We start from the raw sequence: 25,502 nt of genomic DNA, 5'->3' as shown, positions 1-25,502 counted from the left end.
GATCTCCGCATGTTTCAATCCACGCCCCTGCGCGAGGGGCGACGCGACGATAGCGCCGACGCCGCTGTTCGAGGATGGTTTCAATCCACGCCCCTGCGCGAGGGGCGACGCCGGCTTGCTGCGCTAGCCAGCTCAGGCCAGCCGAGTTACAATCCACGCCCCTGCGCGAGGGGCGACACGCGCCCGAGCCCGCCACCACGCCGGCGACCGTCTGGTTTCAATCCACGCCCCTGCGCGAGGGGCGACCCCATCATCACGTTGGGCAGCGAGCTGAGGCCCGTGTTTCAATCCACGCCCCTGCGCGAGGGGCGACCAGCGCAAGGTAACACTGAGCCGCCGCGCGTTCGATCGTTTCAATCCACGCCCCTGCGCGAGGGGCGACAGGGCGGCGCGCCCGACTTCGCGCGCTTCATGGTCGTTTCAATCCACGCCCCTGCGCGAGGGGCGACACAACGGCGGGATCAACAAGCGCCGGCGTTCGATGGTTTCAATCCACGCCCCTGCGCGAGGGGCGACGTACGCCATGACCGCCGATCCGAATGTGGTGGCGGCGTTTCAATCCACGCCCCTGCGCGAGGGGCGACGATCGGCATCGCTGTAGGCTACCGGCACTTCGTAGTTTCAATCCACGCCCCTGCGCGAGGGGCGACTGCGCCAGCAGGCGCTTGCCGTTATCCGTGTCGGTTTCAATCCACGCCCCTGCGCGAGGGGCGACGCGCAGCTGCGCCGCGCTCAATTCGGCGCCGGGATCGTTTCAATCCACGCCCCTGCGCGAGGGGCGACTCGCTTGGCTGGTAGCCCGTCGAACCGGTCTGGAACGTTTCAATCCACGCCCCTGCGCGAGGGGCGACCGGGGGCCGGATGCACAAGGTCGCCCGTCTGCGAAGTTTCAATCCACGCCCCTGCGCGAGGGGCGACCGCCGGCGACAGGCATGATGATCGAGTTGCCGGAAGTTTCAATCCACGCCCCTGCGCGAGGGGCGACTAAGTCGTGTCCTCGCTGTTGGCCGTTCCCTGCGCGTTTCAATCCACGCCCCTGCGCGAGGGGCGACGAGCGCGCGCAGGCGCTCTAGAGCGATTACGCTCCGTTTCAATCCACGCCCCTGCGCGAGGGGCGACCAATGTCCGCCCATTATCACTACCTGGTCATCCTGTTTCAATCCACGCCCCTGCGCGAGGGGCGACTCCCGCGCGGCCGACGAGCCCGTTCATGATGCGGTTGTTTCAATCCACGCCCCTGCGCGAGGGGCGACCGTCCGGGTAGTAGTGTAGCACGGGCGGGCTTGTAATGTTTCAATCCACGCCCCTGCGCGAGGGGCGACTCGATAACATCGACGTAGGCGACATTATAAAAATCGTTTCAATCCACGCCCCTGCGCGAGGGGCGACTCGCGTAGCCATGCCAGCGGCAACGTCTCGTCGCGTTTCAATCCACGCCCCTGCGCGAGGGGCGACCGCCTCCGCTTGTTGTCCGGCGACATCAGTTTGAGTTTCAATCCACGCCCCTGCGCGAGGGGCGACTTCTCTTGCATTTTGGTTTCGCGCCGCTTGGCGAGTTTCAATCCACGCCCCTGCGCGAGGGGCGACTTGGCTGGAACGAGTAGGGGATCGGCGTCGCGATGTTTCAATCCACGCCCCTGCGCGAGGGGCGACACGCCGCGATTGACCAGCGCCGTGGCCGCGTGGATGTTTCAATCCACGCCCCTGCGCGAGGGGCGACCTCCACCGTGAACGGGTTGCCCCATTGCGTTGGGTTTCAATCCACGCCCCTGCGCGAGGGGCGACCGTCGGTGTTGAGCGCCCTTGGCGACGCATTCGGAGTTTCAATCCACGCCCCTGCGCGAGGGGCGACGACACTTCGCCGCGCGCGGCATCCGTCATCAACGCGTTTCAATCCACGCCCCTGCGCGAGGGGCGACAGGATACGCCAATCGCATACAGTGCGTAGGCGACGTTTCAATCCACGCCCCTGCGCGAGGGGCGACCTCGCATGGCTCGGCGCTCGTCAACATTATCCTGCTGTTTCAATCCACGCCCCTGCGCGAGGGGCGACACGCCATGACCGCCGATCCGAATGTGGTGGCGGCGTTTCAATCCACGCCCCTGCGCGAGGGGCGACGTTCGTGATCGTCGAGTATAAGGGCGACGAGTTGCTGTTTCAATCCACGCCCCTGCGCGAGGGGCGACCAAGATCACCAACATGACGATCAATGTCTACCAGTTTCAATCCACGCCCCTGCGCGAGGGGCGACGCTCGGCGCGGCTGATCTGATCGTCGGACATCGTCTGTTTCAATCCACGCCCCTGCGCGAGGGGCGACTGAGCCGTGGCCCTATCCGGGCGGCATTAACGGCATGTTTCAATCCACGCCCCTGCGCGAGGGGCGACGGACCGGGCAAAGGCTCCGGCGCGGCGACCTGCGTGTTTCAATCCACGCCCCTGCGCGAGGGGCGACCATCGGCTCCGGCGAGCGAACGCAGCGCGGCGGAGTTTCAATCCACGCCCCTGCGCGAGGGGCGACGGAGCGCACCGAATGGCATAATGTCGTCGTGTGGTTTCAATCCACGCCCCTGCGCGAGGGGCGACCATGACATCGCGGCGGGCGCCGCGGCCCAGCTCGCGTTTCAATCCACGCCCCTGCGCGAGGGGCGACTCATGGCCCGGGCAGACCTCGACGCAGTCGGCGATGTTTCAATCCACGCCCCTGCGCGAGGGGCGACTTCGCCGAATGTTCGCGCGGGATCGCAGGCCACGTCGTTTCAATCCACGCCCCTGCGCGAGGGGCGACATTGTCAACGGCGACGCGCTCGCGATGGATTACGTCGTTTCAATCCACGCCCCTGCGCGAGGGGCGACGCTTCGGCCTCGCAAGAAATGGATATGATACATGGTTTCAATCCACGCCCCTGCGCGAGGGGCGACTTTCCCCAAATTGAGGTAGCATCATGACTGACGGTTTCAATCCACGCCCCTGCGCGAGGGGCGACAAGACACGCCAATCGCATACAGCGCGTAGGCGACGTTTCAATCCACGCCCCTGCGCGAGGGGCGACCCAATCCATCAGAATTTGCGTCGCGTCGTAGCTGTTTCAATCCACGCCCCTGCGCGAGGGGCGACGCTCATGGCTGGACTTTTCCGCATCCGCTGCCTGTTTCAATCCACGCCCCTGCGCGAGGGGCGACGAGACGACCTTTGGACGACCTATAACGTCATCCAGGTTTCAATCCACGCCCCTGCGCGAGGGGCGACCTCTGGCATTTATGCCGACGAGGAAGTTGACCGACAGTTTCAATCCACGCCCCTGCGCGAGGGGCGACTCGAGCGAGATTAGCAATATCGTTTACAACAGCCTAGTTTCAATCCACGCCCCTGCGCGAGGGGCGACGGCGCCCCGAGGGGCGCCATTTGTCGTCAGTCTTAGTTTCAATCCACGCCCCTGCGCGAGGGGCGACCGTGGCAAGCGGCGGAAGCGGCGGCGCGGCCGGGGCGGTTTCAATCCACGCCCCTGCGCGAGGGGCGACCCCAGAGTTCGCGGCGCGAAATGCCGAGCGGATGAGGTTTCAATCCACGCCCCTGCGCGAGGGGCGACTCCGGGACGAACTCGATACGGCGGCGGCGAAGGCGTTTCAATCCACGCCCCTGCGCGAGGGGCGACTCGATCCCGGCCGCGATCTTTTGGGCCAAGACGAGTTTCAATCCACGCCCCTGCGCGAGGGGCGACCGGACCGTCAAGCGCCGAATCTACGTGAGCTAGACGTTTCAATCCACGCCCCTGCGCGAGGGGCGACACGCTGACGACCGAGGCGACCGTGATGCGCCTCAGTTTCAATCCACGCCCCTGCGCGAGGGGCGACCCGCGAAACGTCGGCCTCATCAAGCGCTTCTGGATCGTTTCAATCCACGCCCCTGCGCGAGGGGCGACATCCCACTCTGCCCGGTCCGACGGCACAAATTCTGTTTCAATCCACGCCCCTGCGCGAGGGGCGACCAGAAAGGCGACTAACGCCGTCGCGTTGATTGTGTTTCAATCCACGCCCCTGCGCGAGGGGCGACCCCCAACTTCGCCGCGAAAATTACGCCGATCCAGTTTCAATCCACGCCCCTGCGCGAGGGGCGACAATCTCGACGATACCGGCGACATTGTTAACAGGTTCGTTTCAATCCACGCCCCTGCGCGAGGGGCGACGCCCGGCCACGGGCGTCTACACGCCGCTTGGCGAGTTTCAATCCACGCCCCTGCGCGAGGGGCGACAAATCAAGGCGCACGCTGTCGCCGACCTGCTCAAGGTTTCAATCCACGCCCCTGCGCGAGGGGCGACCTCGACCTGCGTCTCACCCGATCGCACTGGACCGAGAAGTTTCAATCCACGCCCCTGCGCGAGGGGCGACGGTTGATACCGATCCCCTTGACGATGTTGCGGATCAGTTTCAATCCACGCCCCTGCGCGAGGGGCGACAAATCAAGGCGCACGCTGTCGCCGACCTGCTCAAGGTTTTCAATCCACGCCCCTGCGCGAGGGGCGACCTCGACCTGCGTCTCACCCGATCGCACTGGACCGAGAAGTTTCAATCCACGCCCCTGCGCGAGGGGCGACGGTTGATACCGATCCCCTTGACGATGTTGCGGATCAGTTTCAATCCACGCCCCTGCGCGAGGGCGACGTTGTCATCTGGAAGTCGGCGAGGCGGAAGCGGCTGTTTCAATCCACACCCCTGCGCGAGGGGCGACAGCGCGCGCAGGCGCTCTAGAGCGATTACGCTCCGTTTCAATCCACGCCCCTGCGCGAGGGGCGACTTCTCTTTTTGAGGGCGCTTCTGTCGCTCCATGAAGTTTCAATCCACGCCCCTGCGCGAGGGGCGACTTCACGCGGTGCAGTCGATCTATTTCGACAACAGCGGGTTTCAATCCACGCCCCTGCGCGAGGGGCGACCCTGTGTCCGAGCACGGCCGCCTGCAGCGCCTCGTAGTTTCAATCCACGCCCCTGCGCGAGGGGCGACCCTGTAACCAGACACTCGTCAGCGCCTCCCGGTCGTGTTTCAATCCACGCCCCTGCGCGAGGGGCGACCAGCCGATCTACCGTCCATGCGCGGCGGCGAATGGGTTTCAATCCACGCCCCTGCGCGAGGGGCGACTTGCGCGGCCGGAACTACGCGAAGCGGCGATGGACGTTTCAATCCACGCCCCTGCGCGAGGGGCGACGACATATTCCCGATCGGCGAGTCGCGGGCGCAGCGGTTTCAATCCACGCCCCTGCGCGAGGGGCGACAAACAAACAGGCCGCCACAGCGACGAGCAACGTTACGTTTCAATCCACGCCCCTGCGCGAGGGGCGACGCGTTGAGCTCGGCATGGACGACGGCCGCGAGTTTGTTTCAATCCACGCCCCTGCGCGAGGGGCGACCGCTTCCACGGCGGCCATCTGATCTAAACTGAGCGAGTTTCAATCCACGCCCCTGCGCGAGGGGCGACGCCGGCGCCAGAACCAGAGGCGCCCGCTGAACCTGTTTCAATCCACGCCCCTGCGCGAGGGGCGACCGTCGTGTTGATCGCCGGAGCGGCTTATTTCGTGATGTTTCAATCCACGCCCCTGCGCGAGGGGCGACTGGTGGTCAGCCGGGAAATGGTCAACAGGTTCCATGTTTCAATCCACGCCCCTGCGCGAGGGGCGACCGGACAGATCGAGTCGTTCTTCAAGGAGCAGGGGGTGTTTCAATCCACGCCCCTGCGCGAGGGGCGACTTCCAGCAGGCCATGCCGGGGAACACATATGCTGACGTTTCAATCCACGCCCCTGCGCGAGGGGCGACAGGCCGCTCAATGCTCGCCCCGCATCAGGACGATGTTTCAATCCACGCCCCTGCGCGAGGGGCGACACAAGCTAGCAAATGTCCTCTAATTAGAGGACATGTTTCAATCCACGCCCCTGCGCGAGGGGCGACTCCGGCAGGGGCTCGAGCCACACGCTCGCAGCCTTGTTTCAATCCACGCCCCTGCGCGAGGGGCGACTCGGCTGGAACGAGTAGGGGATCGGGGTCGCGATGTTTCAATCCACGCCCCTGCGCGAGGGGCGACGCGGGGCCGCACGATGAGCGGGCTCAACAAGGTCGTTTCAATCCACGCCCCTGCGCGAGGGGCGACGCCACCTTGCCGCCGAAGCTCAGGCGCTGGAGATGTTTCAATCCACGCCCCTGCGCGAGGGGCGACGTTAGCGCTCCCGGCATATCTTCCAACGCGGCCAAGTTTCAATCCACGCCCCTGCGCGAGGGGCGACACCTCGGCTTCATTGTCCAAGGTGGGGTCGATTATGTTTCAATCCACGCCCCTGCGCGAGGGGCGACCGCCTCGTCCGTGAGGAGCTCCCAGGCCTGTTTGAGTTTCAATCCACGCCCCTGCGCGAGGGGCGACCCCCCTTCTAGTGTCAAACTAAACTAGGTACGTAGTTTCAATCCACGCCCCTGCGCGAGGGGCGACCCTTTTCGACTGGGCGATTGCATCATTTGAGGAGTTTCAATCCACGCCCCTGCGCGAGGGGCGACTCTACGACAAGCTGCGCCCCGGCCGGCGCGTGGTTTCAATCCACGCCCCTGCGCGAGGGGCGACCCGGTGACATAGGTAGGCGCATCAGTGATGGAGCCGTTTCAATCCACGCCCCTGCGCGAGGGGCGACCGGCGTTCGCCAACAGCGATCCGACCGGCATCGGGCAGTTTCAATCCACGCCCCTGCGCGAGGGGCGACACGCTAAAAAGGTGACGAGCGCCGTCGCGTTGATTGTGTTTCAATCCACGCCCCTGCGCGAGGGGCGACGCAATACTACAGATAGCCCTGATGGACATGGCGGCGTTTCAATCCACGCCCCTGCGCGAGGGGCGCGACTCGCGGCCTGATTAGGCGTCAGGCCGCGCCGCAGGTTTCAATCCACGCCCCTGCGCGAGGGGCGACCGGAAATTCGAGCACATCTATGAGGTGCGCGGATGAGGTTTCAATCCACGCCCCTGCGCGAGGGGCGACAATTGCAAAGGCTAACAAGATCGCCGCGTCTGTGTTTCAATCCACGCCCCTGCGCGAGGGGCGACCCCCGTTTCGTAACGCATGGAGGCCACAAAGAAAATGGCTTCTCTCGCGCGAACCCACATAGCATGGCCTCGATGCGTCGGGGCGACCGTCGATCAAAGCAGTACGGCTTTGTTATAAAAGGGCATTCTGCGCCGCGAACCGCAGTCGTGGGTCGAGGCCGCTTGCGGTTCGCGCTCAGGAAAACGAGAGAGATTGTCAAACAGGATTCATAAGATCATCGGCGCGTCGAAATCGACGGCTGGCTTCGCGCCGACGTGCTCCACCCGGCGACGCCAATTCGCGCCCAGGAAGTAGAAGCGCAAGCTGTCCTTTTCGGCGTCCATCTCTTTGACAAGACGCGCGCGCAACGTCGTCCACTGCGCGGGATCGACTTCGCATTCGAACACCGAATATTGCACGCGCTGGCCAAGGTCGCGGCAAGCTTTGGCGATCCGACGCAATCTCCTGCGGCCCGCAGACGTCGTCGTCTCGACGTCATAGCTGACAAGCACCATCACGACCGCGCCTATTTCCAGATCATCGGCGGATATCCGTCAAGATCTCCGCGCACGGCCTTCGCCAGGAGTTGAGCCTGAAGATGCGGCAGCAATCCGATCGGCGTCTTCTCCTTCAAAAAGGGATGTTCGATCTCCTCGCGCTTTCGCTCCTGATAGGCGATCAGCACACGCTTTCTCGCGGCGTCCTCAAGAAGCGTCGCGCCATTGTCGAATGCGCGAAAATCGCGCGCGCCCAATTCTCCACGATTGAGAAGCGTCAGCGCGAGCCTGTCAGCGACGTGCGGTCGTAATTCCTCCATCAAGTCGAGCGCAAGGCTTGGACGGCCGGGACGCAGCCGATGAAGAAAGCCGACCGCGGGGTCGAGCCCCACGCCTTCCAACGCCGAACGGCAGTCGTGGACAAGCAGAGTATATAGAAAGGACAGCAAGGCGTTGATGGGGTCGAGAGGAGGACGACGCGAACGCGCTTTGAAACGAAGGCCTTCGTCGCCCGTCCGGATCAACAGATCGAAGACGCTGAAATAGCCACGGGCGGCCTCGCCCTCAATTCCACGCACCTCGTCGAGCGGACGCGACTTCAGACAACGCCGTGCAGCATCCGCCAGCGCGTCGACGACATTTTCGAGCGCGCCGCGCTGGGTCGGCTCCAACACCGCTCCATGGTCGCGCAAGGCGCGCTGTAGCACAGCACGCTGATTCGAGGTCTTGGCGATGACGATCGCCGCTGCGAATTTCACGCTTGTCTCGCCGCTTTCATGCGCTCGAAACTGATCTCGGCGCAACAGCACATTTCCAGAAACCGGACCCTCGACACGCGCAAGAAAGCGGCCGCTCTCGGAAAAATACGTGATGGCGATCCCTGACTCCATCGCCGCCGCCACCAGGCCGGTCGAAACACCTACGCGGCCCATGGGCGCGATCGCGCCGAGTTTGTGTAATGGCGCGCGCAGCCGTTCGACGCCGTCGATCTCCACCACCGCATTCTCCCCGTCTTTGCGCAGATAGGCGCCTTCCGTCGAGACATAGAGTGTGTTGAGGTAGCGGCGATCGACCATCTCACACTCCCGCCATCCGCTCGATCCAGCGCGCCACATGGCCGCCGTCGGCCGTCGCCTTTGGCGCGCAGACTTCAAGAAGCGAGCACGCGCGGCAGCGCCTGGCTTCATAGACGGCGTGAGGCGTCGATCCGGAGAGAATCATGGCGCGCGCGGCGACCGCCGTCTCACGCGTCAGATCGCGTAGCGGCGCGTCGAAGGCGACCACGACACGCCGCCGCGTCTCGCCATAAAACAGCGCGCCCTCGGGCGTCTCGACGTCGAACATCTCCTCGAGCGCGAAAGCCTGGGCGCAGAGTTGGACTTCATCCGCGCGATGCGCTTTTGGCGAGCCGCGCTTATATTCGACCGGAAAGGGACGCGATCGTCCTTCGATCTCTCTAAGCTCGACTATATCGGCGACGCCCGACACACCGAGCGCGCGGGAGCGGATCGGCATGGCGCGCGCGATCCGCGCGCCCCGGCGCCGTGCGCCGCCCGGCTCGTCGGCGCGCTCGTGCAGTATCCGCCCCTCGGCGGTGAAGCGATTCTCGCTCCAAACCTGCTCGACATGAATGAGCGCGCACTGGCGTGGGCAATAGAGCATGTGCTGAAGCGCGGACAACGGGATGAACTCCTCCTCCGCCACCTCCATCTCAGACAAGCTCCAACAGTTTCACCCGCGCCGGCAGATCGGCGTCGTCTACCGCCACGCGATAATCGGCATAAGACCGCGGCGGACCTTCGGCGCCATTGGCCCGCGCGACGCTCACCCGCTCGAAAAGCTTGTGCGCAGGCGCGTCGCCAAGATCGCTTTCGTGCTCGAACACGATCAGGCGTCGCGCGGTCATCTCGCCGCGCGCGGCGGACCGGTCATGGTCGAACATTTCTGCAAGCGCGCGCCAGAACAGGGCGAGATCATCCTCGGAAAAGCCCGTGCCCTTGCGCGAATCATTGGCGAGGCGAGCAGAAACGAAGCCATGCGCGCGGTAGAGCCCATAAGGCACGATGTGTTTGCGGCCCATGGTGCGGTCGTTTTTCAGCGCGTCGGCTTCGTTGGTGACGGAGGAGCGGGTGATCGATATTTCGAGCGGCACGATCGGGTCGAGAGACTGCGCGAAGGTGAGCTGGACGGGCCCGCGCACTTGGCCGACATTGACTTCCGTCGACATCACCGCGCCGAAGGCGCGAATATCGTAGAAGTTGTCACACATCCACCGGGTGAGGGCGCGGGCGTCACCGTCCTTCTTCGGCAGCTTTTTCTTTTCGGACTCGAGCCCGAGCGCGGCGTAGGCCTCGCGGTGCTGGAGGTTGAGGACGGCGCGCTCAGCCATATAAATGCGATGCCCCGGCTCGTCGCCGCGCGCCATGGCGACGAAATTACGGACCTTGCGCTTGAGGCAGACGTCGGTGACGAGGCCAAGGCCGGTTTCGGGATCGAGGCGCGGCATGTTTCCGGCGTCGGGATCCCCATTCGGATTGCCGTTGGCGACGTCGAAGAGATAGACGAAATCATAGCGATGGCTGATGGCGGGCATGGAATCATTCCTCGTCGGCGTCGACATTCTCAGCAATATCCAAATCGATAGGGGCCGCCGCAGTTTTTTTGTTGAATGCTTCGCGTTGATGGTAGTAACCGATAGCAAATCGACCTTGCCAATCGAGTGAAAGCGTCCTCGGGAATTCAAACGTAGGTCCGTTTAGAACTTCGGCAATTCGGTCTTCGAACCATTCCGCCAATCCCGGGCCGACTTTCGAACGGATTGATTTTGAGTGATTTTTTGCGTTCCTGATTAGGGCTGGGAACACACGTGCGGGCGTGGCTGAGGCTGTCGCGTAGAATTTGTCGCGGATTGTCGCGTTTCGTCGCCCGAGCGCAGCTGCTTGCATTCGTTCTAAGATCCCAAAGAGCCTTCCTAGACGGTAAGCTATATTACGCTCTTGAATGTCGATTGACACAGGCATCCCCTCGTATGATCGGCAAAGCGAACCTTTGATCAGGGCAACACGCAGTGGTGTTATTTCTCGATCCACGCGTAGCCGCATAAGGAGCGTAGAAAGAATAGATAGAGGATAGCGCGCTCCCGTGAGAATTGCCCGCGCCAGCTCTCCTGCGATATGTGCGTTAGCATGCTCAAACCGAAGATTTTCGTCGCTCGTCATTATTTTTATAGTGCCGTCACTGTTCCGGCGAATCGCCGCGAGGCAATAAATTAAGCGCTTTATCGTTGGCGCCCCGCTATTTTTCCACGCTGGCGGCTCAAGCCGCAAATCCTCGAAATGCCGCGCAAGCTTCTCCGCGAGCTGCTCGATCGTCGTGTCGAGCCAGAACCGCACGGAGATGCGGGCGGCGTTGGGCGAGAGGCCGAGGACATAGAATTTCGTCGCGGGATCGATTGACCGCCCGGGAGCCTGCCCATGCGCAATCTGGTCGAGCGCGGCGAGGAGGTCGCGCTCCTGCGCGTTTGCGCTCGGCGCGTCCGGCGTCTCCTCTTCCGCCTCAAAGGAGGCGCCGCCGAAAAACGAGCCGAACACCTCTTCGACAGGGGCGGCGTCCTCCCCCTCGTCAGCCTCGGCCCAGAACACGACCGAGGCGTCGCCGATCTGCACGCGATGGCGCCTGTCGGCGAGCAGCATGTTGAGCGCGCTCGAATAGGCGAATGCGGCGTATTCCGAGACGGGGGCGTTGTCGCCCTGCTCCTTGCCGTAGGAGGTGAAAGAGGTCTGGTTGAACGATACGATCGATGCGCCGGAGGATTGCGCGCCGCGCACCCCCTTGATCGACGGATGCAGGCGGGCGACCGGCGCCTCCTCGCCGCGCACGAGGCAGAAGCCCGTGGCGCCGTCGCCGCCTGCGCGCGCCACCAGCGCGTGCGCCGCCGGACGATCGTGCAGCCAGCCCTTGTCGCCGTCGAGGCTGAAGACGACATTGGCGTCGAGCATGTCCCGCGCGTGCGGCAGGCTCGCGTAGCGCTCAGAATCCCAGTTCTCAAGAAAGGCGAGCAGCGCCCTGAGGCCATCGTCGGAGGTCTCGCCGATCGCCTCGCGCTGGCGGCGGGCGAACGCGTCGAACTCCGCCGCTCCCGGCTTTTGCCCAGAGCGCTCGGCGCGCTTCGACGGCTTGCCCGGATCGGCTGCGCCGAACACATAGCTCGTCTTGTCCCACAGGAGATTTGCGGCGACGCCGGATGCGCGCTTCACGGGTTGCGGCACGCTCATGACGCGCGGGGCGCTTTTGCCTCTGACGATCGTTCCGAGCGGCGCGACGTCGACGACCGCGCCGGTCTTGTCGAGAACGACGTTGAAGCCGATCTTCTCTGCGGAATAGCCCGTGACCGGCGCCTTGCCCCGCGCGGCCATGCGCTCGTAGCGGCGCATGAGGGCGGCCAGCATGCTCATCGGCGCGCCTCGGCATCCTCAAGGCGCGGCGGCGAGATCACGCCATCGACCATCTCGGCGCGGAAGAACACCGGCGTGGCCCCGGCGGAGAAATCAATGTCGAGCAACATATAGCCGAGATCGCGTCGCCCGAGGAGGCTTTCGTGCGGCGCGGGCATGGCGCCGTCGAGCAGCGAAAAGTCGGCGGCGAATTCACGCGTGCCGAGACAGGGCCGCTGGAAGCACTGGCCGGCCGCGGCGCGCCGCCGGGCCATGTCGACATGCTTGGCGTCATTGTCGTCCGCTCCCCATCTCGCCGTACGCTCGAAATGCGCCTCGATGACATAGGCCACGTCGCGCAGCACGGTCGACGCGCGCTGTTGCCGATCCTCGTCGACGGCGAGGGCGAGACCATCGAGGTGGCCGGACCGCATCGCCGCGCGGGCCGCGGATTCGGAGATCTTCGAGCCGACTTCATTGCGCCTGACGCTTTCAAAGCGGATCGGCCGCAACACATGGATGCGGTCGACGATCCAGCGGATCGCCGGCTTCCAGTGAATCGCCTCGAGAATTCCGCGCGCGGCGGAAGGAGTGATCACGTCATATGAGACGCGCTCGACCTTCATCTCCGGTCGCGTAAAACAGGCGCGCTCGCCCCAGACGTGTAATTTTAAACCGAAATCCCTGTCCGGCTCCGCCATGGGCGCCCCCTCTGCAATGGCGCGATGGTGACGCTTGCGCTCAGGCGCGCAATGCGCCGGCGCATTCATCAACAGGATATTTTTGTGGCAGGAGGGTGGGCGATCCGCCAGAAGCGGACCGCCCTGAACGTTTAAACGTTCTTCACAACCTACTTGTTGCAATCCACAAGGAGACGTCAGATTGAGCGCGTCCCGACGGCGTTGGGTTCGATCGGATCCAGGGCGTCTTTCGGCGGCTCCTTGCCGCCAATCAAATGGCTCTTCCGATCGGAAACGGCCGCATCGGCACGGTCGCCGATCGACATTTCAATTCCAGCCTTGAGCCAAAAATGAAATCGGCCAGCCCTAAAAAATCGTCCCCCGAGCAAGGAAAATCGTCCCCCGAGCAAGGTCAGCATCGTTTTCTCCTCGACGGAGACTGTCGTAGCGCGACTCATAGTGCATTTCAAGTAAGTTGTGATCCTACGTCACCAGCGAGCCCGCCTCAGTGAAGGTTGGATCGGAGACGTCAAGCCCAACATCGTCGCGGTAAAGCGAAAGGTCGGGGAGAACCACGAACTGCTCGCCAAATTGGTCGGGCCGAATGATTTCCGCCGCTCCACGGTGGATTAAGGCGGATCGGTCGCGCGGCGGCATGTTGACAAGATAGCGCTGCAGCTTGCGCGCGAGGCCGCCGACGTTTTGCGCGTGGCGCAAGGCGTTGATGAGCTCGCGCGCCGTCTCGTCGAAGGGAATGATGATCGGCGCCATGGCGTCGTCGATCATGCTGAAACGCCGCGCGAGCGACTCCATCGGCAGCTTGAGCGCCTCGCCTTTCCTTCGCGGCGCATAGGCGGCGAGCAGCTCAAGCAGGCCGTTCTGGTCGAATTCGCGGCGGTCCTTCGTCCAGAACCACTCGTTGAAATAGGCTTCGATCGCCGGCGGATCGAGCGGCGCGCCGGGCAGTTCGCCGTTTTCCAGGCGCCTCAGGACAGATTTCGTCGCCGCCCAGCGCTGCTCCATCTCCTTGTGCCGATAGGCGTCTTCGGATTCGAAGACAGTGACGAAACTTTCCTCGCGGGCGCGCTCGCCCTCGCGGTTGCAGCGCCCGGCCGCCTGGGCGATCTGGTCGAGGCCCGCCGCGGCGCGCATGACCAGAGGAAAATCAATATCGACGCCCGCCTCGATCAACGAAGTCGAGACGACCCTGACGGGGCGTTTCGCTTTGAGATCTTCCCTGATCCGCGCCAGCGCCGCGGCGCGGTGGGCGGCGCACATCATGGTCGAAAGATGCCGGGCGCCCTCAAGCCCGGCGATCCGGCGAAAGAGCTCTCGCGCATGGCGCCGCGTGTTGACGATGGTCAGGATCTGGTCCGCCTCGCCGATTCTCTCGGCGAGAGCCGCGTCGTCGAGCGGGCCGGCGTTCTCGATCTCGACGCGCCGCAAGATTTCAAAGAGCCGGGTCTCGTCCTGCAGAATGGGGCGGACGTCGCGCAGGCCACCTGGGAAGGACCTGTCCGAGGCCGCGTTTTCCAGAACGGCCGGCTGCGTCGCGGTGGAGAGGACGACGCTCGTTCTGTAGTTGCGGGCGAGCTCGTCGATCGCCACGAGGATCGGCCGCAGCACGGATATGGGCAGCGTCTGCGCTTCGTCGAGGATCGCCACGCTTCGCGCGATGTTATGCAGCTTGCGGCAGCGCGACGTCCTGTTGTGAAACAGGCTCTCGAAGAACTGGACGGCTGTGGTGACGACGATCGGGGCGTCCCAGTTCTCCTGCGCGAGCCGCAGCTTGAATTGCATTTCCGGCGCCTCGCGCGAGAGCTTCTCGTCGTCGAAGGCGCCATGATGCTCCAGAACGACGTCGTCGCGGTTGAGCGCGTCGCGAAAAACGCCGGCGGTCTGCTCGACGACGGAAGTGTAGGGAATGACGACGATGACGCGGTCGAGCCCATGGGTGATCGCATGGTCGAGCGCGAAGGCGAGCGAAGCGAGCGTCTTGCCTGCGCCGGTCGGAGCGGCGAGCGTGAAGACGCCTTGCGCCTGCTGCGCCGCGCAGCGGCAGGCGGCGAGCACCTTCGCGCGGACGTCGTTGACGACGCCGGGCCGCTTCCGCCGCGCGCTCTCGCTCCGTTCCAGCAAATAGGCGTCGAGCCGCGCCTTGAGGTCGACGAGCGAGACGTCGGAAAAGCCTCTGTCCTTCTCGCCATAAAAGCTTTCCGTCGCGATGAAGTCGGCGTCGACAAGCGTCGAGAAAACCATGCGCGCAAAGAAGGAGAAGGTAAACGCCGCGGCCTCGAAGGCGCGCTCGCGGTCGTTTTCCCTGCGCGTCGCGAGCCGCGACGGCGTCGGCTGCGGCGGATAGGAGAGGCCTTCCGCCTCCCACGCCTTTTTCTGTGCGTCGAGGCGCGCGACGCAGCCCTTCAGCCGCTCGTCGAGCGGGGTGATCGATCCGGCCGGCGCCTCGCCGTCATGCGTCGCGTCCATCAGTCCCGTGTGGTGACCGGCGATGATCGGCGCGAGGATCGCGGCGACGTGGGGATGATAGAGGCGCGACGCGAGCGCGCCGCCCGGCCCTGAGTGGTCGAAAGGCTCGCGCGAGCCATTGAGGCGGGACTGAAATTTGGGATCGACCTTGCCGAAGTCGTGCAGCCGCGCCGCGGTCTCCGCCCAGTCGCCCGCGCCGAATTTTTCCCCGCGCTGCCGCGCAAGTCGGGCGACCTGCTCCAGATGATCGGCCAAAAGCTCCGCCGGCGCGTCGGGCGAGGGAGCAGAATGCGCATAGATCGCCATGCCGGGTCCTTTGCTAAGTCGAGTGGATGCTTGTGAGGTCTTTGTCGGCGTAGCGGCTGTGGCGACGGCCCCGGCTTGTCCGATCGATTTTCGGCTGAGGCCGGCGCTTCGGCGTCTTTTCTCGAGATGTCGCGCCGCCACGCGGGACTGTCAGAAATTCTGTGCTTGGGGCCATGCTGATGGAAAATGGAGAATCATCGCATGGCTATAACAAGGCCGTCTACATCGCCCTCGGCGTTCTGCCGGACGACGCCAAGGGGATGCTCGGGCTTTGGATCGAGCAGACGGAAGGAGCCAAATTCCGGCTGCGGGTGATGAACGAAGTGAAGAACCGCGGCCTCAGTGACATTCTGATCGCCGTGGTCGACGGCCTCAAAGGAGTCCCCGAGGCGATCAGCGCCGTCTTTCCGCAGGCCATCGTGCAGACCTGCATCGTGCATTTGATCCGCCATTCGCTGGAGTTCGTCTCCTGGAAGGATCGCAAGCCGGTCGTGCCGGCGCTGCGGGCGATCTACCGGGCGAAAGACGCCGACGCCGGCCGCAAGGCCCTTGAAGATTTCGACGCCGGCTTCTGGGGCAGGAAGCATCCGGCCATCGCGCAGAGCTGGCGACGCGCCTGGGAGCACGTCGTTCCGTTCTTCGCCTACCCGGAAAGCGTGCGCCGGATCATCTACACGACCAACGCCATCGAGGCCTTGAACGCCAAGTTGCGGCGAGCGGTGCGAACGCGCGGCCATTTCCCCAATGACGACGCCGCGATGAAACTGCTATATCTTGTTTTGAACCACGCCGCCGCCGACTGGAAACGGCCGCCGCGCGAATGGGTCGACGCTAAAACGCAATTCGCCGTCGTCTTCGGCGAACGCTTCGTCATCCAGTGACAAAGCAAAACGGCCTCAGGCACAAACTAGCTGACAGTCCCGCGTCGGGCGGCAGCTTCTTGGCCATGCCCAGACGATCCGCCAAACATGGTTAGCAAATGGTTTTGTTAGGCGCTCTAAGTCAACTTCGTCTGTCAGCCACCAACAAAGGAAAAGAAAATGAAGTTCTCTCTCGCCGCCGGTTTCGCAATGATACTCGGCCTCACCACCGCAACGACTGGATATGGACAAGCCGCCATGCAACCGACACCGACGACAAAAATTCTGGCCATCGGAACCCTCAACCCCGGTGTCGATCGGCAGAAAGTCTTTGAAATCCTTCCGGACGAGGTTCGCGATACAGCCAATCTCTATCTGGATGGCAAGATCGACCAATGGTACTCGCAGCAGAACGGCAATGGGGTCGTGTTCATCCTGAACGTCACCGATCCCGTGGTTGCCCATGAGATGCTTGAGAAGCTGCCGCTCGGCCAAGCCCATCTGATGAGCTTCGAGCTGATCCCGCTCGGCCCCCTCGCTCCGCTTCGTCGGCTTCAAGGGATGGCAACAAAGCCGTAGGTTCTGTTGACAAATGTGCGGGTCCATATGCGGATCGCGGCGATCTGGACGAAGCCGAGATAGCTGGCTGCGGTCTTGTCGTATCGGGTCGCCAGGCGTCGCGCATTCTTGAGCCTGCTGAAGCAGCGCTCAATGCGGTCGCGTAGGACGTAGATGTAGCCGTCGACGGGGATTTGGATCTTGCGGCTCCGGCGGGTCGGCATGACGCTCGCGGCGCCTCTTTCCTCCAGAGTTTTGCGAATACGGTCCGAATCATGGCCGCGATCAGCCAACACGACCTTGGCCTGCGGCCCTTCCGCCTCCATCAAGGGGTCGAAGCCCAAATAATCGGAGACCTCGCCCGCCGTGATCTCGGCCGCCATGGGCAATCCTTCGCCGTTCGTGCGGAGGTGATTTTTGGCCGTGACGCCACCTCTTGAGCGCCCAAGACCCTGACGCGAAGTCCCCCTTTAGCGCCGGCGGCGCAATGATGCGCCCGGACGATGGTCGAGTCGATCATCTGAACGCTCTCGCCGACGCCCCCGGTCTCGTTGAAGGCGTCGAGCAGGACGTCCCACAACCCGGACAGGGTCCGGCGCCGGAACTGTCGGCAGACCGACCACCACTTGCCGAAATGCTCATGCAGATCGCGCCGCTGCGCGCCCGTCCGGGCGATCCAGAAAATTCCATCGAGAACGAGGCGACGGTCTCTCGGCCGCCGACCGCCATGCGCGCCGCGAACCGTCACGAACGGCTCAAAACACGCCCATTCCTCATCCGACATCAATCCCCGAATCAAGCCCGCCTCCCGTGAAAGCGACCTTGAATCAGAACCTTGCCAAAATGGAAATCCTATTCGTCAACACGGCCTAGCATCAATCAGCCACCGGCAAACCCGGCGGGGTTCAGTTGCGCGGCAGCCGCCGATCACGCCGTCGCACGAAACAGCGATATGGCTGCTGGCGCTTGATCCATCAATCTTCACTCCGGCGGCGCGTCGTTCTCACGCCGTGAGGTCCAGCACTCGTAACCGAGATCATCGTAGAAGCGCTTATATAGCCACACGGCGCGCCGCTCCACGGCTTGTTGGAATGCAGCAAGCCTGTACATGGTCCATTTCCTGTCTGTTCCCGACGCACGTAACCACAAGCCCCGGTCCTCTAACGGAAATGCTGAATCCTTCATCGCGTTCAGCTCGTCCTGAGTAGGTTCAGCGTCATTCCCGACAAAACGCATTTTTCCGGCGACTGGAGCATCCTGGTCGTGCCGGTTTTCCCACGAGGCGATCAGGCGCAAATTGCCAACTCCATCGCCGAGAGCATCTCGATTGTCTCGCATGGCCTTGAAGGCAGGCTCGTCAATTTTGTCAAAGCGGTCACTATTTTCCTTTCTCCAATCTAGCCTCCAATCACTCTTCGGACATATATGATCAACGTCATAGGGAAGGTCGTCCTCATGATCGGAGAGCGGCGCATATCCCGGAAACTTCGCCCGGATGTAGTCGCGCTGCAGCCAGGGCAACATTTTTTTCGACCGCCACCAGTTGGAGGCGATAACGTTCCGATGTGCGTGCTCGCCAAATCGCTCTCCGTCTGATCGCCAAATCGACTCATCCTGGTCCTGGCGACGCTGATTTCGGAACTGGTCGGGCGAGATCAGGGCAGTCGCACAGCTTTCGCCTCCTGCTTCTCCGGTGAGAAGTCGATAAAGGTCGGCGCCGGGGAAATTTTCGAGGGTCTTGCTTTGGCGTTGCTTGAGATATCTGAAGGACCTGTTTGCGGCTTTCTCGTCGTTTTCAACGCTCAGGCGCCAAAATAACGCGAAGCGGACCGCTTCGCGACGCGATTGCTCCCAAGAGTCGGAGTCCGGACGCCTCGTCGCCCAGAAGATGAGGACTTGCCAAAGTTCCGCCGGTAGCTGGGCCAACATGACATCGGGCGCCCAGAAGCTGCCAGCCTTTGGCGCATGGGACAATAGTTCTCTGACCCTCGCGAAGCTGCTGAAGAAAAGTCCCTGTTCCGCACCGTCGCCGGAAGCTCCCGTCATAGGAATCAATTTCAGAAGCCCGTCGCGCAGATCGCTCGAACGCTCGGCCATTTCCTTGGCGAAATCCTGGACGCTCGGCGCACCATTACCCTGATCAGGCTGTTCATGTAAGCCCGCATTTGCAATGCGCAATGCTGTCACCGCGATTTTGATCGGCGGCAGCACGCGGCCGACGTTGTCAAATATATCGTTCACAGTATCGCGAATTTGCGGATAGTGGTGCTTGTAAATCGAAAACAGCTGCTCATCATGGGTGAGTGGAGCGCCGCCAGCTCCGATCCGCCCGAACAGCATGAGAAGGTCTTCTCCTTTGTCGTCGAATTTTGTCGGATCGACGCACAACAGCGCCACTTGCGCGTCCTCGACCTTAAGGAAGGCCTGATGCAGCGCTTTGAGCACCGCTGCATCAATAATGGAATGTGATTCTGAGATATCGCACTTCGTCTTCTCACGGAGAGCCTCGATCCCTTTCTCATCATTGAGCGGCGAACGCTTACGCCACGCCGCAAGCAGTTTGTGAAGTTTGAAAGTCTTGCCGGCCGTCGCGCCAAAGGGAAGCGGCGGCTGGCCAATCTGGACGCCTTCAGGGGCGATCGGTCCGCCGAACAACTCGCGGTCATAGGCTATCCGAAGTTCACCTTCCTCTTTGACCAAAATGGCCTTCCGATCTCTGATCATCTGTTCGACGGTCGCGTCCTGCGTCGACAGTTCGACATTTTTGCGCGCGCTGCGTCGCTTACTTACTCCATATTTGCTCCCGGTGTCCGGATCGTAGCCGAACGGCTGAGCCGCCGAGGTCAAGTAAAGGCGCGGGAGCCCTGACGCCGCTTTTGCGCCGAGATCGACCCAAAGACACCGCTCGTCCTTTCCAAGGCCAAGGACGCCGAGGCAAAGGGCGCGCAAGCGCTGCTGGCCGTCGAGCAGATCAAAGCCCGGAAATTCTGACGGCGTTGTTTTGTTGCTGTCAAACGAAACTACATTTCTCGCATTGCCCGGGCATGCTTTACGATAGTCTAGGAGATAAAAAGTTCCGATCGGGAGGCCGCGCATCAGCGAGTCCCAAAGATCGAGCACCTGTTTAGGCCGCCATACGGCGGACCGTTGCATCGGCGGCATGGCGAGCACCGGCATTTTGCCAGGGTTTTCCCCTTCCTCCAGCACGCGGTCGGACCTGCGCACCCATTCGGCCAAAACCAGCAGCTTCATTCCGATGACGGTCGATTTATCAAATTGGCCCAACTGATCCGGGCCGAGCAGATCGCAATCATCTACAGACACCGCACACTCCAATGTTGTCATCCGCCGTCATATTCTGTCAGGCAGAGCACGCCACGCCGGCGGCCGCGGCGCTCCTGCCGCGTCGGGCGTCCTATTTCAAGTCTTTGCGTGTCCAAAGGGAACGACAGGCTTGCCATGATGCGCCGCCGCCGCGCCGGCGAGCGCCGCGAGCTTCGCGCGCAACTGTTGCGGCGCCAACACGTCGACCGCATCTCCCCAGGTAAACAGATGCCAACACATCTCCAGCATGCCGCCGGCGCAAAAGCGCACGATCAGCGCGCCGTCCGTATCGCGCTCGACGCTTTGCGAGGGATGAAACCGCCAGCCGGCGGCGGCGTTCGCGGCCGCCGGGGCGAAGCGCAGCACGACGTCGACCGGCTCCTCCTGAAACACGCCGAAGGACTGCGCCGCATAGGCGGCGAGGTCGAAGTCCTCGCGGCGCGTGAAGCTGCGATCGAGCAGATCGAGCGAGACGATGCGGTCGAGTCGCCACAGCCGCATTTCCGGCAGGGAGTCGACGTGGGCGACGAGCCACCCGCGGCCGCCATGGAGAATGCCATAAGGGCAGAGGATGCGCGTCGCCGGCTCCTCGGAATGCGACCCGGCGTATCGGATGACCACGAGCTGCATGCCGAGGATCGCCCGGCGCAGCGTCGGCAGCACGCCTGACGTGAGCAGCGGCCGCGGCCCCGGCCGCATCGCGACGCCCTCGGCCTCCATCAGCGCGGCGACATCGGGCTCCGAGCGACGCAGGGCGTCCGGCCGCATGACGCCTTTCAACGAGGTCGACGCTTCGCGCAACAGCGCGGCGCGCTCGGTCTCGCCCCGGAGGGCGCATTCCCGCGCCGAAACCTCGATCGCCGCCACCGCCTCGGCCCGGGGTTCGATGACGCCGACCAGCGCGCTTCCCGGCAATCGCCAGCGCCGCACCCGCTCTTCATCGTCCCATGGCGCCATTTCGGGGAACATATTCGCCAACACGTCGCGCAACCGCTCGGCGGTTCTCCGGCTGACTTCGATCTCGGCGGCCATTTCATCGAGGGTCAGGCCGATGCGGCTTGCCGCCAGCGATCGGGCAAGCCGGAACAGGCGTTGCGAGGGTTCATAGCGCATCGGCCGAGAGATCCAACCTCCGCGAACCGCCACAATCAGCGCGCAGCCCGGGCGATGAAGCCCATGCCGGACGGCCTGGCCGTTCGCCCGGCGCACTCATCGGCGAGGAGGCGCGAAAGCGTCGTAGGATCTGGCTCCTCTCCCGTCAACGCCGCACGACGTCGCACAAGGGAAAAATCGGCCGGCGTCAGCGTGTCGAGTTCATCGAGGCCATCAGGAGCGTCGAGGCCAAAACAGCGCAGGAAGGCCAGCTGCGCCTGCGCCTTCGTCATGAAGTCGAACCGGATCTTGACCATGAACCGGCGCAGACTCGCCTGGTCGAGGCGGTCGGCCAGATTGGTCGTGCACGCAAACGGCGACGCATGCTGCTCCATCCAGGTCAGCATTTCGTTGACCTGTGTGATCTCCCAGCTTCGAACGGCGCCTGCGCGTTCCTGCAAGAGGCTGTCCGCCTCATCAAACACCAGGAAGGCGCGCGTCTCGCGGGCTTCGGCGAATGCCGCAGCGATGTTATGCTCTGTCCCGCCGACGTGCCGGTCCAACAGATCGGAAGCCCTTTTGTGCAGCACCGGCAGACCCATTTGCGCCGCCAGATGGCGCGCCCAGGCGCTCTTGCCGGCGCCGGGCGGCCCGCAGAGCAGGAAAGACACCGCGCGAGACGCCCCCGGACGCAGCAGGCTTGTCGTCAACGCCGCGAGATCGCAATCGGCGTTGACGAGGTCAGGATCATAGAGGGCGTCGAGCTGGGGTTCCGGCGCCGGCAGGCCGCCGCCATGCACCGCCCGCGCGACGCCTTCGACGATGAGCCGCGCCGTCTCGACGTCCCCGCCGGCGAGCCGTGTCGCGCGCAGCGCGGTCGAGGCGACCGCAGGCGCCGCCGGCACGAGCCGGGCGAGACGCATGGCGTCCGCCTCAGGCAGCATGACGCCTTCCGCTTCGCCCATTCGCCGCCAAAGGCGCGCACGCGTCGTCTGGCCGGGCAGTTTCAATTCGATGCACATGGTCATGCGGCGCAATACAGCGGGGCCAAGCACGTCGATGTTGTTCGCCGTCCAGATCACCGGCGTCGCCATGCGCTCAAGCAACCGGTGAATGAACACGCGAGAGTTTGAACTCTCAAGCCGCCCGTTGAACAGATCCTCGGCTTCGTCGAACAGGAGCAGCGTCTTGCCCGGCGCCGCGAGCGTGTGCGCCAGGCGCAATTTGGCCAACCTTTGGCAACGCGCCGGCTCGTCGCCTCCCTCGTCGGTTTCGGCCACTGAGCCCAGGCGGGCGCCGACCCGCGCCGCCAGCGCAGCGGCGAATGAGGTCTTCCCCGTGCCGGGCGCGCCGTAGAGCAGGACGTTGATCCCGGTCTCGCGACCCGAGAGCGCAGCGCCGAGCAGGGAGGCCGCGACCTCGGCCTCCTGGCCAAGATGCTCGAAAGACTCCCAGGGCAGAGTGTCAATTCCGATCGAGCCGAGAATCTGGCTATGGAAATCAGCCTCAGGCCAAACGCCTTGACGCATCAGCGACAGGAGGCGCGGATGCGGGTCAAGGCTGCCGTGTTGCGGGTCGAGATGAAACAGACCGGTCGTCCGCAGGCGTGCGTCGGGCGCGAGCCGAATCTCGACTTCCGCTGCGGTCGTCCGCAGCAGTAGAGCGAGCAGCGCGGCGTCCTTGTTGAAATGCTGAACGCGGCCGCGAGCTACACAGATTACATCGAACAGCCGGGCGACCTGGTGGTCGATGTGGTAATAAAAACCGATTGCGTAGAGTCGGGCTTCCAGCGGATCGAGCGCGAGGGCTTCAGAAATCGTCGCAACCCACTGATCGACAGGCGTAGACGGGTCACTATCCGCATGCGCCCTTACGGCCGACCGGATCGCAGTCCCCATTTTGCGCCAATCCGGCGCGGAGACTCCGCGGCCGCAGGGCCGGGAAAAGGAGAGATCTTCCACGACCGTCGATTCCAGAAACCCAATCGTCAGAGCAGTCTGGCGAAGCCAGCTTGCCAATGCGTCCGCCTCCGGCATGCGGCGATCGACCGTTTCATAGATGTTGGCGGCGCATGCGACGGCTATTTGCGCCCCGCCGGCGCCAGTGCTCACAAGGGCGCCGCGACGGCGGCGAATGGATGCGCTCATGTCAGATCTCCATCCTGTCTAGGCAAAGGAACTTGGCGCGGTCGCCTCAAGAGCGGCCGTGCGTTGGAAGATCGGGTGTTGAAGCCAAAACCTCGCGAAAAAGCGGCGTCAACGCCGTTGGCTGCGAATTCGCTGCATGACGATGGCGCCTGTGGCGCCGAGGCGCGAATTGACGGCCAAGGCTGTCGAGAGGAGCGGCGCGCCGAATGTCAGGCGGGCTCGAATCTGCGCCGGTCGACAAGGAATTCGAGCAAATCGTCGCCGCGACAGGTTGCGATGACGAGCGTCAGCGGTTCGTGCAAATGAGAGGCCGTCGCGGCGTTCTCGCCCGGATCGAACACCGGCGTCGGCAGGACGGCCATCACGATCGCAGGCTCGCCGTAATCCGGGGCCGTCCTGTTTTTCAGGCCGGGCTTCCACTGCACGAACTGGCCCTTGCGGAAGGGATGACACTGGTTCAGCAGGTCCGCCAACTCCTTTAGTCTACGGCGGCGCACATCGGTCGGCGGTTCAGATTGTGGAGCGTCGGCCAGATGAAGCGTCGAGACATTCGTGATCTGGTCATTGTGCATAAGGCCTCCGTCTCCGGCGTTTCGAACTGTAGAGATCATAACGGCTCGCTACGACAGAATCGGACGCCTTGGATGAGGGAGCCACAAAATTGACGGCGCCCGCTGCGGAGCGGCCGCAGACGATGGAGGGGCCGGATCAGATACGACTGATCAATCAACGCCTGCGCGCAAGACCGTTTGAACGTCGGCGCCGGCTTGCGGGCCGACGCAGGCGGCGAGCTGAAGCGCGCGAGCGCCGACGAGCGCGTGAAGTTCGTGCGCGAGATCGGCCGGCTCCGCGAGAAGGTGCAGGCCGTCCGCGAGCACTACGGCTCGACGGCGCAGCTTCTGGCCCGCAAAGGTCTCGGTAGCGAGCGCCGCAGCCGTTTGCAGCAGCAGGTCGAAAAGTCGGGACCGGCCGAGCTTGCCTCGCTCGCGGCCTTCGCGGCGGCCACGAATGGCCTGCCGCCGGTTTCGTGGACGCCGAGAAAAGGTGTTTCATGACGCTGGAGGTAGGTTATGGCGAGGCGAGTATTCAGTCGTGAGTTCAAGGTCGCGGCCGTTCGTCTGGTTCGCGAACGGGGCGTGAGCGTCGCGCAGGCGTCGCGTGACCTCGACATGCATGAGAACGTTCTGCGCAAATGGGTGAAGGAGTTCGGATCTGATCCGAAGCAGGCCTTCCCCGGCCACGGGCAGCAGAAGCCCGAGCAGCTGGAGATCGAGCGTCTGCGGCGCGAAGTGACGAAGCTGAAGGCGGAGCGCGACATCCTAAAAAAGGCCGCTGCCTACTTCGCGAAGGAGTCGACATGAAGTTCGGCTTTATCGCGAAGCGCCGTTCGATCTGGCCGGCGGCATGGCTGTGCGAAGCGCTGGGCGTCTCGAGACCTGGCTTCCATGCCTGGCTGCATCGCGGGCCGAGCGCCCGAACGAAAGCCGACGAGGGGCTGACGACGAAGGCGCGGGCGAGCTTCGTCGTCAGCGCCCGCGCGTACGGCGCTCGAAGGGTCTGGCGGGACGTGCTCGCAGACGGCGCATCCTGCGGCCTGCACAAGATCGAGCGTCTGATGCGGGCGAACGCTCTGCGAGCGCGGCCTCGCCGCCGTGGCCTGCCGAAGGACGAAGGCGAACGTTCAAACCCGAGCGTGGCGCCGAACGCACTCTACAGGCAGTTCTCGGCCGATCAGCCGAACCGCAAATGGATCGCCGACTTCACATACGTCTCGACGGCCGAGGGCTGGCTCTACGTCGCGGCCGTCATCGATCTCTTCTTCCACTGCAGGCCGTGCTTGATGACGTAGACGATTCCGCTCACCACGCGCCGGTCGTCGACCCTCCGCTCACCACGCGCCGGTCGTCGACCCGCGGCACGCCATGCGACAGCGGAAAATACGGCGAGATCCGGGCCATCTGCCGCTCGCTCAGCAAAAACAGGTCACTCATCACGGCGTCCTCCAACACACCGTGAATCACACTTCAATCCAAATTAAGAGGTCCTGAGCCTAGCGGCTTGAGGC

At 63.6% G+C, this 25,502-nt stretch carries 14 protein-coding genes, 4 pseudogenes and 1 CRISPR repeat array; of the genes and pseudogenes, 4 read left to right on the top strand and 14 right to left on the bottom strand.

The genetic code is table 11. The features are described from left to right. Positions 1 to 11 precede the first annotated feature (11 nt). Positions 12 to 7,076: a CRISPR direct-repeat array (repeat unit 32 nt; unit sequence GTTTCAATCCACGCCCCTGCGCGAGGGGCGAC). Between the two features lie 207 nt (positions 7,077 to 7,283). From cas2 to cas3, 8 genes are all read right to left on the bottom strand, one after another. Then, positions 7,284 to 7,574 (bottom strand): CRISPR-associated endonuclease Cas2, encoded by a 291-nt coding sequence (gene cas2 / locus ACILRB_RS09240; protein ID WP_395665999.1) that lies wholly within the window; start codon positions 7,572 to 7,574, stop codon positions 7,284 to 7,286. Positions 7,575 to 7,582: 8 nt separating this feature from the next. Next, entirely contained in the window at positions 7,583 to 8,629 is a 1,047-nt protein-coding gene (gene cas1c, locus ACILRB_RS09235) for a type I-C CRISPR-associated endonuclease Cas1c (protein ID WP_395665998.1), read from the bottom strand. A 1-nt stretch (position 8,630) separates the two neighbouring features. After that, positions 8,631 to 9,263, bottom strand: a complete 633-nt coding sequence (gene cas4 / locus ACILRB_RS09230; RefSeq protein WP_395665997.1) for a CRISPR-associated protein Cas4 — start codon at positions 9,261 to 9,263, stop codon at positions 8,631 to 8,633. Position 9,264: 1 nt separating this feature from the next. Next, a complete protein-coding gene (gene cas7c, locus ACILRB_RS09225) occupies positions 9,265 to 10,146 on the bottom strand; it encodes a type I-C CRISPR-associated protein Cas7/Csd2 (RefSeq protein WP_395665996.1) in 882 nt (293 codons plus the stop codon). Positions 10,147 to 10,150: 4 nt separating this feature from the next. Then, positions 10,151 to 12,007, bottom strand: coding sequence for a type I-C CRISPR-associated protein Cas8c/Csd1 (gene cas8c, locus ACILRB_RS09220; RefSeq protein WP_395665995.1), 1,857 nt, complete (start codon positions 12,005 to 12,007; stop codon positions 10,151 to 10,153). Then, on the bottom strand, positions 12,004 to 12,687 hold the full coding sequence (cas5c, locus tag ACILRB_RS09215) for a type I-C CRISPR-associated protein Cas5c (RefSeq protein ID WP_395666001.1): 684 nt from the start codon (positions 12,685 to 12,687) through the stop codon (positions 12,004 to 12,006). The genes cas8c and cas5c overlap by 4 nt, the downstream gene beginning before the upstream one ends. Before the next feature lie 176 nt (positions 12,688 to 12,863). Then, positions 12,864 to 13,085 carry a hypothetical protein gene (locus ACILRB_RS09210; protein ID WP_395665994.1) on the bottom strand — a complete coding sequence of 74 codons (222 nt, stop codon included), beginning with the start codon at positions 13,083 to 13,085 and terminating at the stop codon, positions 12,864 to 12,866. Positions 13,086 to 13,149: 64 nt separating this feature from the next. After that, complete coding sequence (gene cas3, locus ACILRB_RS09205) at positions 13,150 to 15,456, bottom strand: CRISPR-associated helicase Cas3' (RefSeq protein ID WP_395665993.1); 2,307 nt, start codon at positions 15,454 to 15,456, stop codon at positions 13,150 to 13,152. Between the two features lie 209 nt (positions 15,457 to 15,665). On the opposite strand from cas3, the pseudogene ACILRB_RS09200 reads away from it, so the two are divergent. Together ACILRB_RS09200 and ACILRB_RS09195 are read left to right on the top strand one after the other, a co-directional pair. Further along, a pseudogene (locus ACILRB_RS09200) lies at positions 15,666 to 16,337 on the top strand (IS256 family transposase); the annotation flags it as partial. Positions 16,338 to 16,496: 159 nt separating this feature from the next. Next, positions 16,497 to 16,895 carry a hypothetical protein gene (locus tag ACILRB_RS09195; RefSeq protein ID WP_395665992.1) on the top strand — a complete coding sequence of 133 codons (399 nt, stop codon included), beginning with the start codon at positions 16,497 to 16,499 and terminating at the stop codon, positions 16,893 to 16,895. A 4-nt stretch (positions 16,896 to 16,899) separates the two neighbouring features. Here the strand turns inward: ACILRB_RS09195 and ACILRB_RS09190 are convergent. The 5 genes and pseudogenes from ACILRB_RS09190 to ACILRB_RS09170 all read right to left on the bottom strand — a co-directional run. Further along, positions 16,900 to 17,658: pseudogene (locus ACILRB_RS09190) on the bottom strand (IS5 family transposase); the annotation flags it as partial. Between the two features lie 197 nt (positions 17,659 to 17,855). Continuing rightward, positions 17,856 to 20,198, bottom strand: a complete 2,343-nt coding sequence (locus tag ACILRB_RS09185; RefSeq protein ID WP_395665991.1) for a DUF262 domain-containing protein — start codon at positions 20,196 to 20,198, stop codon at positions 17,856 to 17,858. A 96-nt stretch (positions 20,199 to 20,294) separates the two neighbouring features. Beyond that, positions 20,295 to 21,311, bottom strand: a complete 1,017-nt coding sequence (locus tag ACILRB_RS09180; RefSeq protein WP_395665990.1) for a helix-turn-helix transcriptional regulator — start codon at positions 21,309 to 21,311, stop codon at positions 20,295 to 20,297. A gap of 35 nt (positions 21,312 to 21,346) precedes the next feature. After that, on the bottom strand, positions 21,347 to 23,437 hold the full coding sequence (locus tag ACILRB_RS09175) for an AAA family ATPase (protein ID WP_395665989.1): 2,091 nt from the start codon (positions 23,435 to 23,437) through the stop codon (positions 21,347 to 21,349). Between the two features lie 209 nt (positions 23,438 to 23,646). Next, positions 23,647 to 24,009, bottom strand: coding sequence for a hypothetical protein (locus ACILRB_RS09170; protein WP_395665988.1), 363 nt, complete (start codon positions 24,007 to 24,009; stop codon positions 23,647 to 23,649). 177 nt (positions 24,010 to 24,186) lie between these two features. On the opposite strand from ACILRB_RS09170, the gene ACILRB_RS09165 reads away from it, so the two are divergent. Both ACILRB_RS09165 and ACILRB_RS09160 read left to right on the top strand, forming a co-directional pair. Further along, entirely contained in the window at positions 24,187 to 24,492 is a 306-nt protein-coding gene (locus ACILRB_RS09165; protein WP_395665987.1) for a hypothetical protein, read from the top strand. A 15-nt stretch (positions 24,493 to 24,507) separates the two neighbouring features. After that, positions 24,508 to 25,256 (top strand): annotated as a pseudogene (locus ACILRB_RS09160) (IS3 family transposase); the annotation flags it as partial. On the opposite strand, the pseudogene ACILRB_RS09155 reads toward ACILRB_RS09160, so the two are convergent. Next, positions 25,256 to 25,428: pseudogene (locus tag ACILRB_RS09155) on the bottom strand (transposase); the annotation flags it as partial. The pseudogenes ACILRB_RS09160 and ACILRB_RS09155 overlap by 1 nt on opposite strands. Between the last annotated feature and the right edge of the window lie 74 nt (positions 25,429 to 25,502).

This window comes from Methylocella sp. (assembly GCF_044226135.1).
In the GTDB taxonomy this organism is placed as follows: Bacteria; Pseudomonadota; Alphaproteobacteria; order Rhizobiales; family Beijerinckiaceae; genus Methylocapsa.
This window is presented reverse-complemented; position numbering and strand designations above follow the sequence as displayed.

Excerpts from the sequence above, each read along its gene's own strand:
- cas1c (WP_395665998.1), bottom strand. The coding sequence starts at position 8,629 with ATGGTCGATCGCCGCTACCTCAACACACTCTATGTCTCGACGGAAGGC.
- cas3 (WP_395665993.1), bottom strand. The coding sequence starts at position 15,456 with ATGGCGATCTATGCGCATTCTGCTCCCTCGCCCGACGCGCCGGCGGAG.
- ACILRB_RS09170 (WP_395665988.1), bottom strand. The coding sequence starts at position 24,009 with ATGCACAATGACCAGATCACGAATGTCTCGACGCTTCATCTGGCCGAC.
- cas7c (WP_395665996.1), bottom strand. The coding sequence starts at position 10,146 with ATGCCCGCCATCAGCCATCGCTATGATTTCGTCTATCTCTTCGACGTC.
- ACILRB_RS09195 (WP_395665992.1), top strand. The coding sequence starts at position 16,497 with ATGAAGTTCTCTCTCGCCGCCGGTTTCGCAATGATACTCGGCCTCACC.
- ACILRB_RS09175 (WP_395665989.1), bottom strand. The coding sequence starts at position 23,437 with ATGAGCGCATCCATTCGCCGCCGTCGCGGCGCCCTTGTGAGCACTGGC.
- cas8c (WP_395665995.1), bottom strand. The coding sequence starts at position 12,007 with ATGAGCATGCTGGCCGCCCTCATGCGCCGCTACGAGCGCATGGCCGCG.
- ACILRB_RS09210 (WP_395665994.1), bottom strand. The coding sequence starts at position 13,085 with ATGCTGACCTTGCTCGGGGGACGATTTTCCTTGCTCGGGGGACGATTT.
- cas5c (WP_395666001.1), bottom strand. The coding sequence starts at position 12,687 with ATGGCGGAGCCGGACAGGGATTTCGGTTTAAAATTACACGTCTGGGGC.
- ACILRB_RS09180 (WP_395665990.1), bottom strand. The coding sequence starts at position 21,311 with ATGCGCTATGAACCCTCGCAACGCCTGTTCCGGCTTGCCCGATCGCTG.
- cas4 (WP_395665997.1), bottom strand. The coding sequence starts at position 9,263 with ATGGAGGTGGCGGAGGAGGAGTTCATCCCGTTGTCCGCGCTTCAGCAC.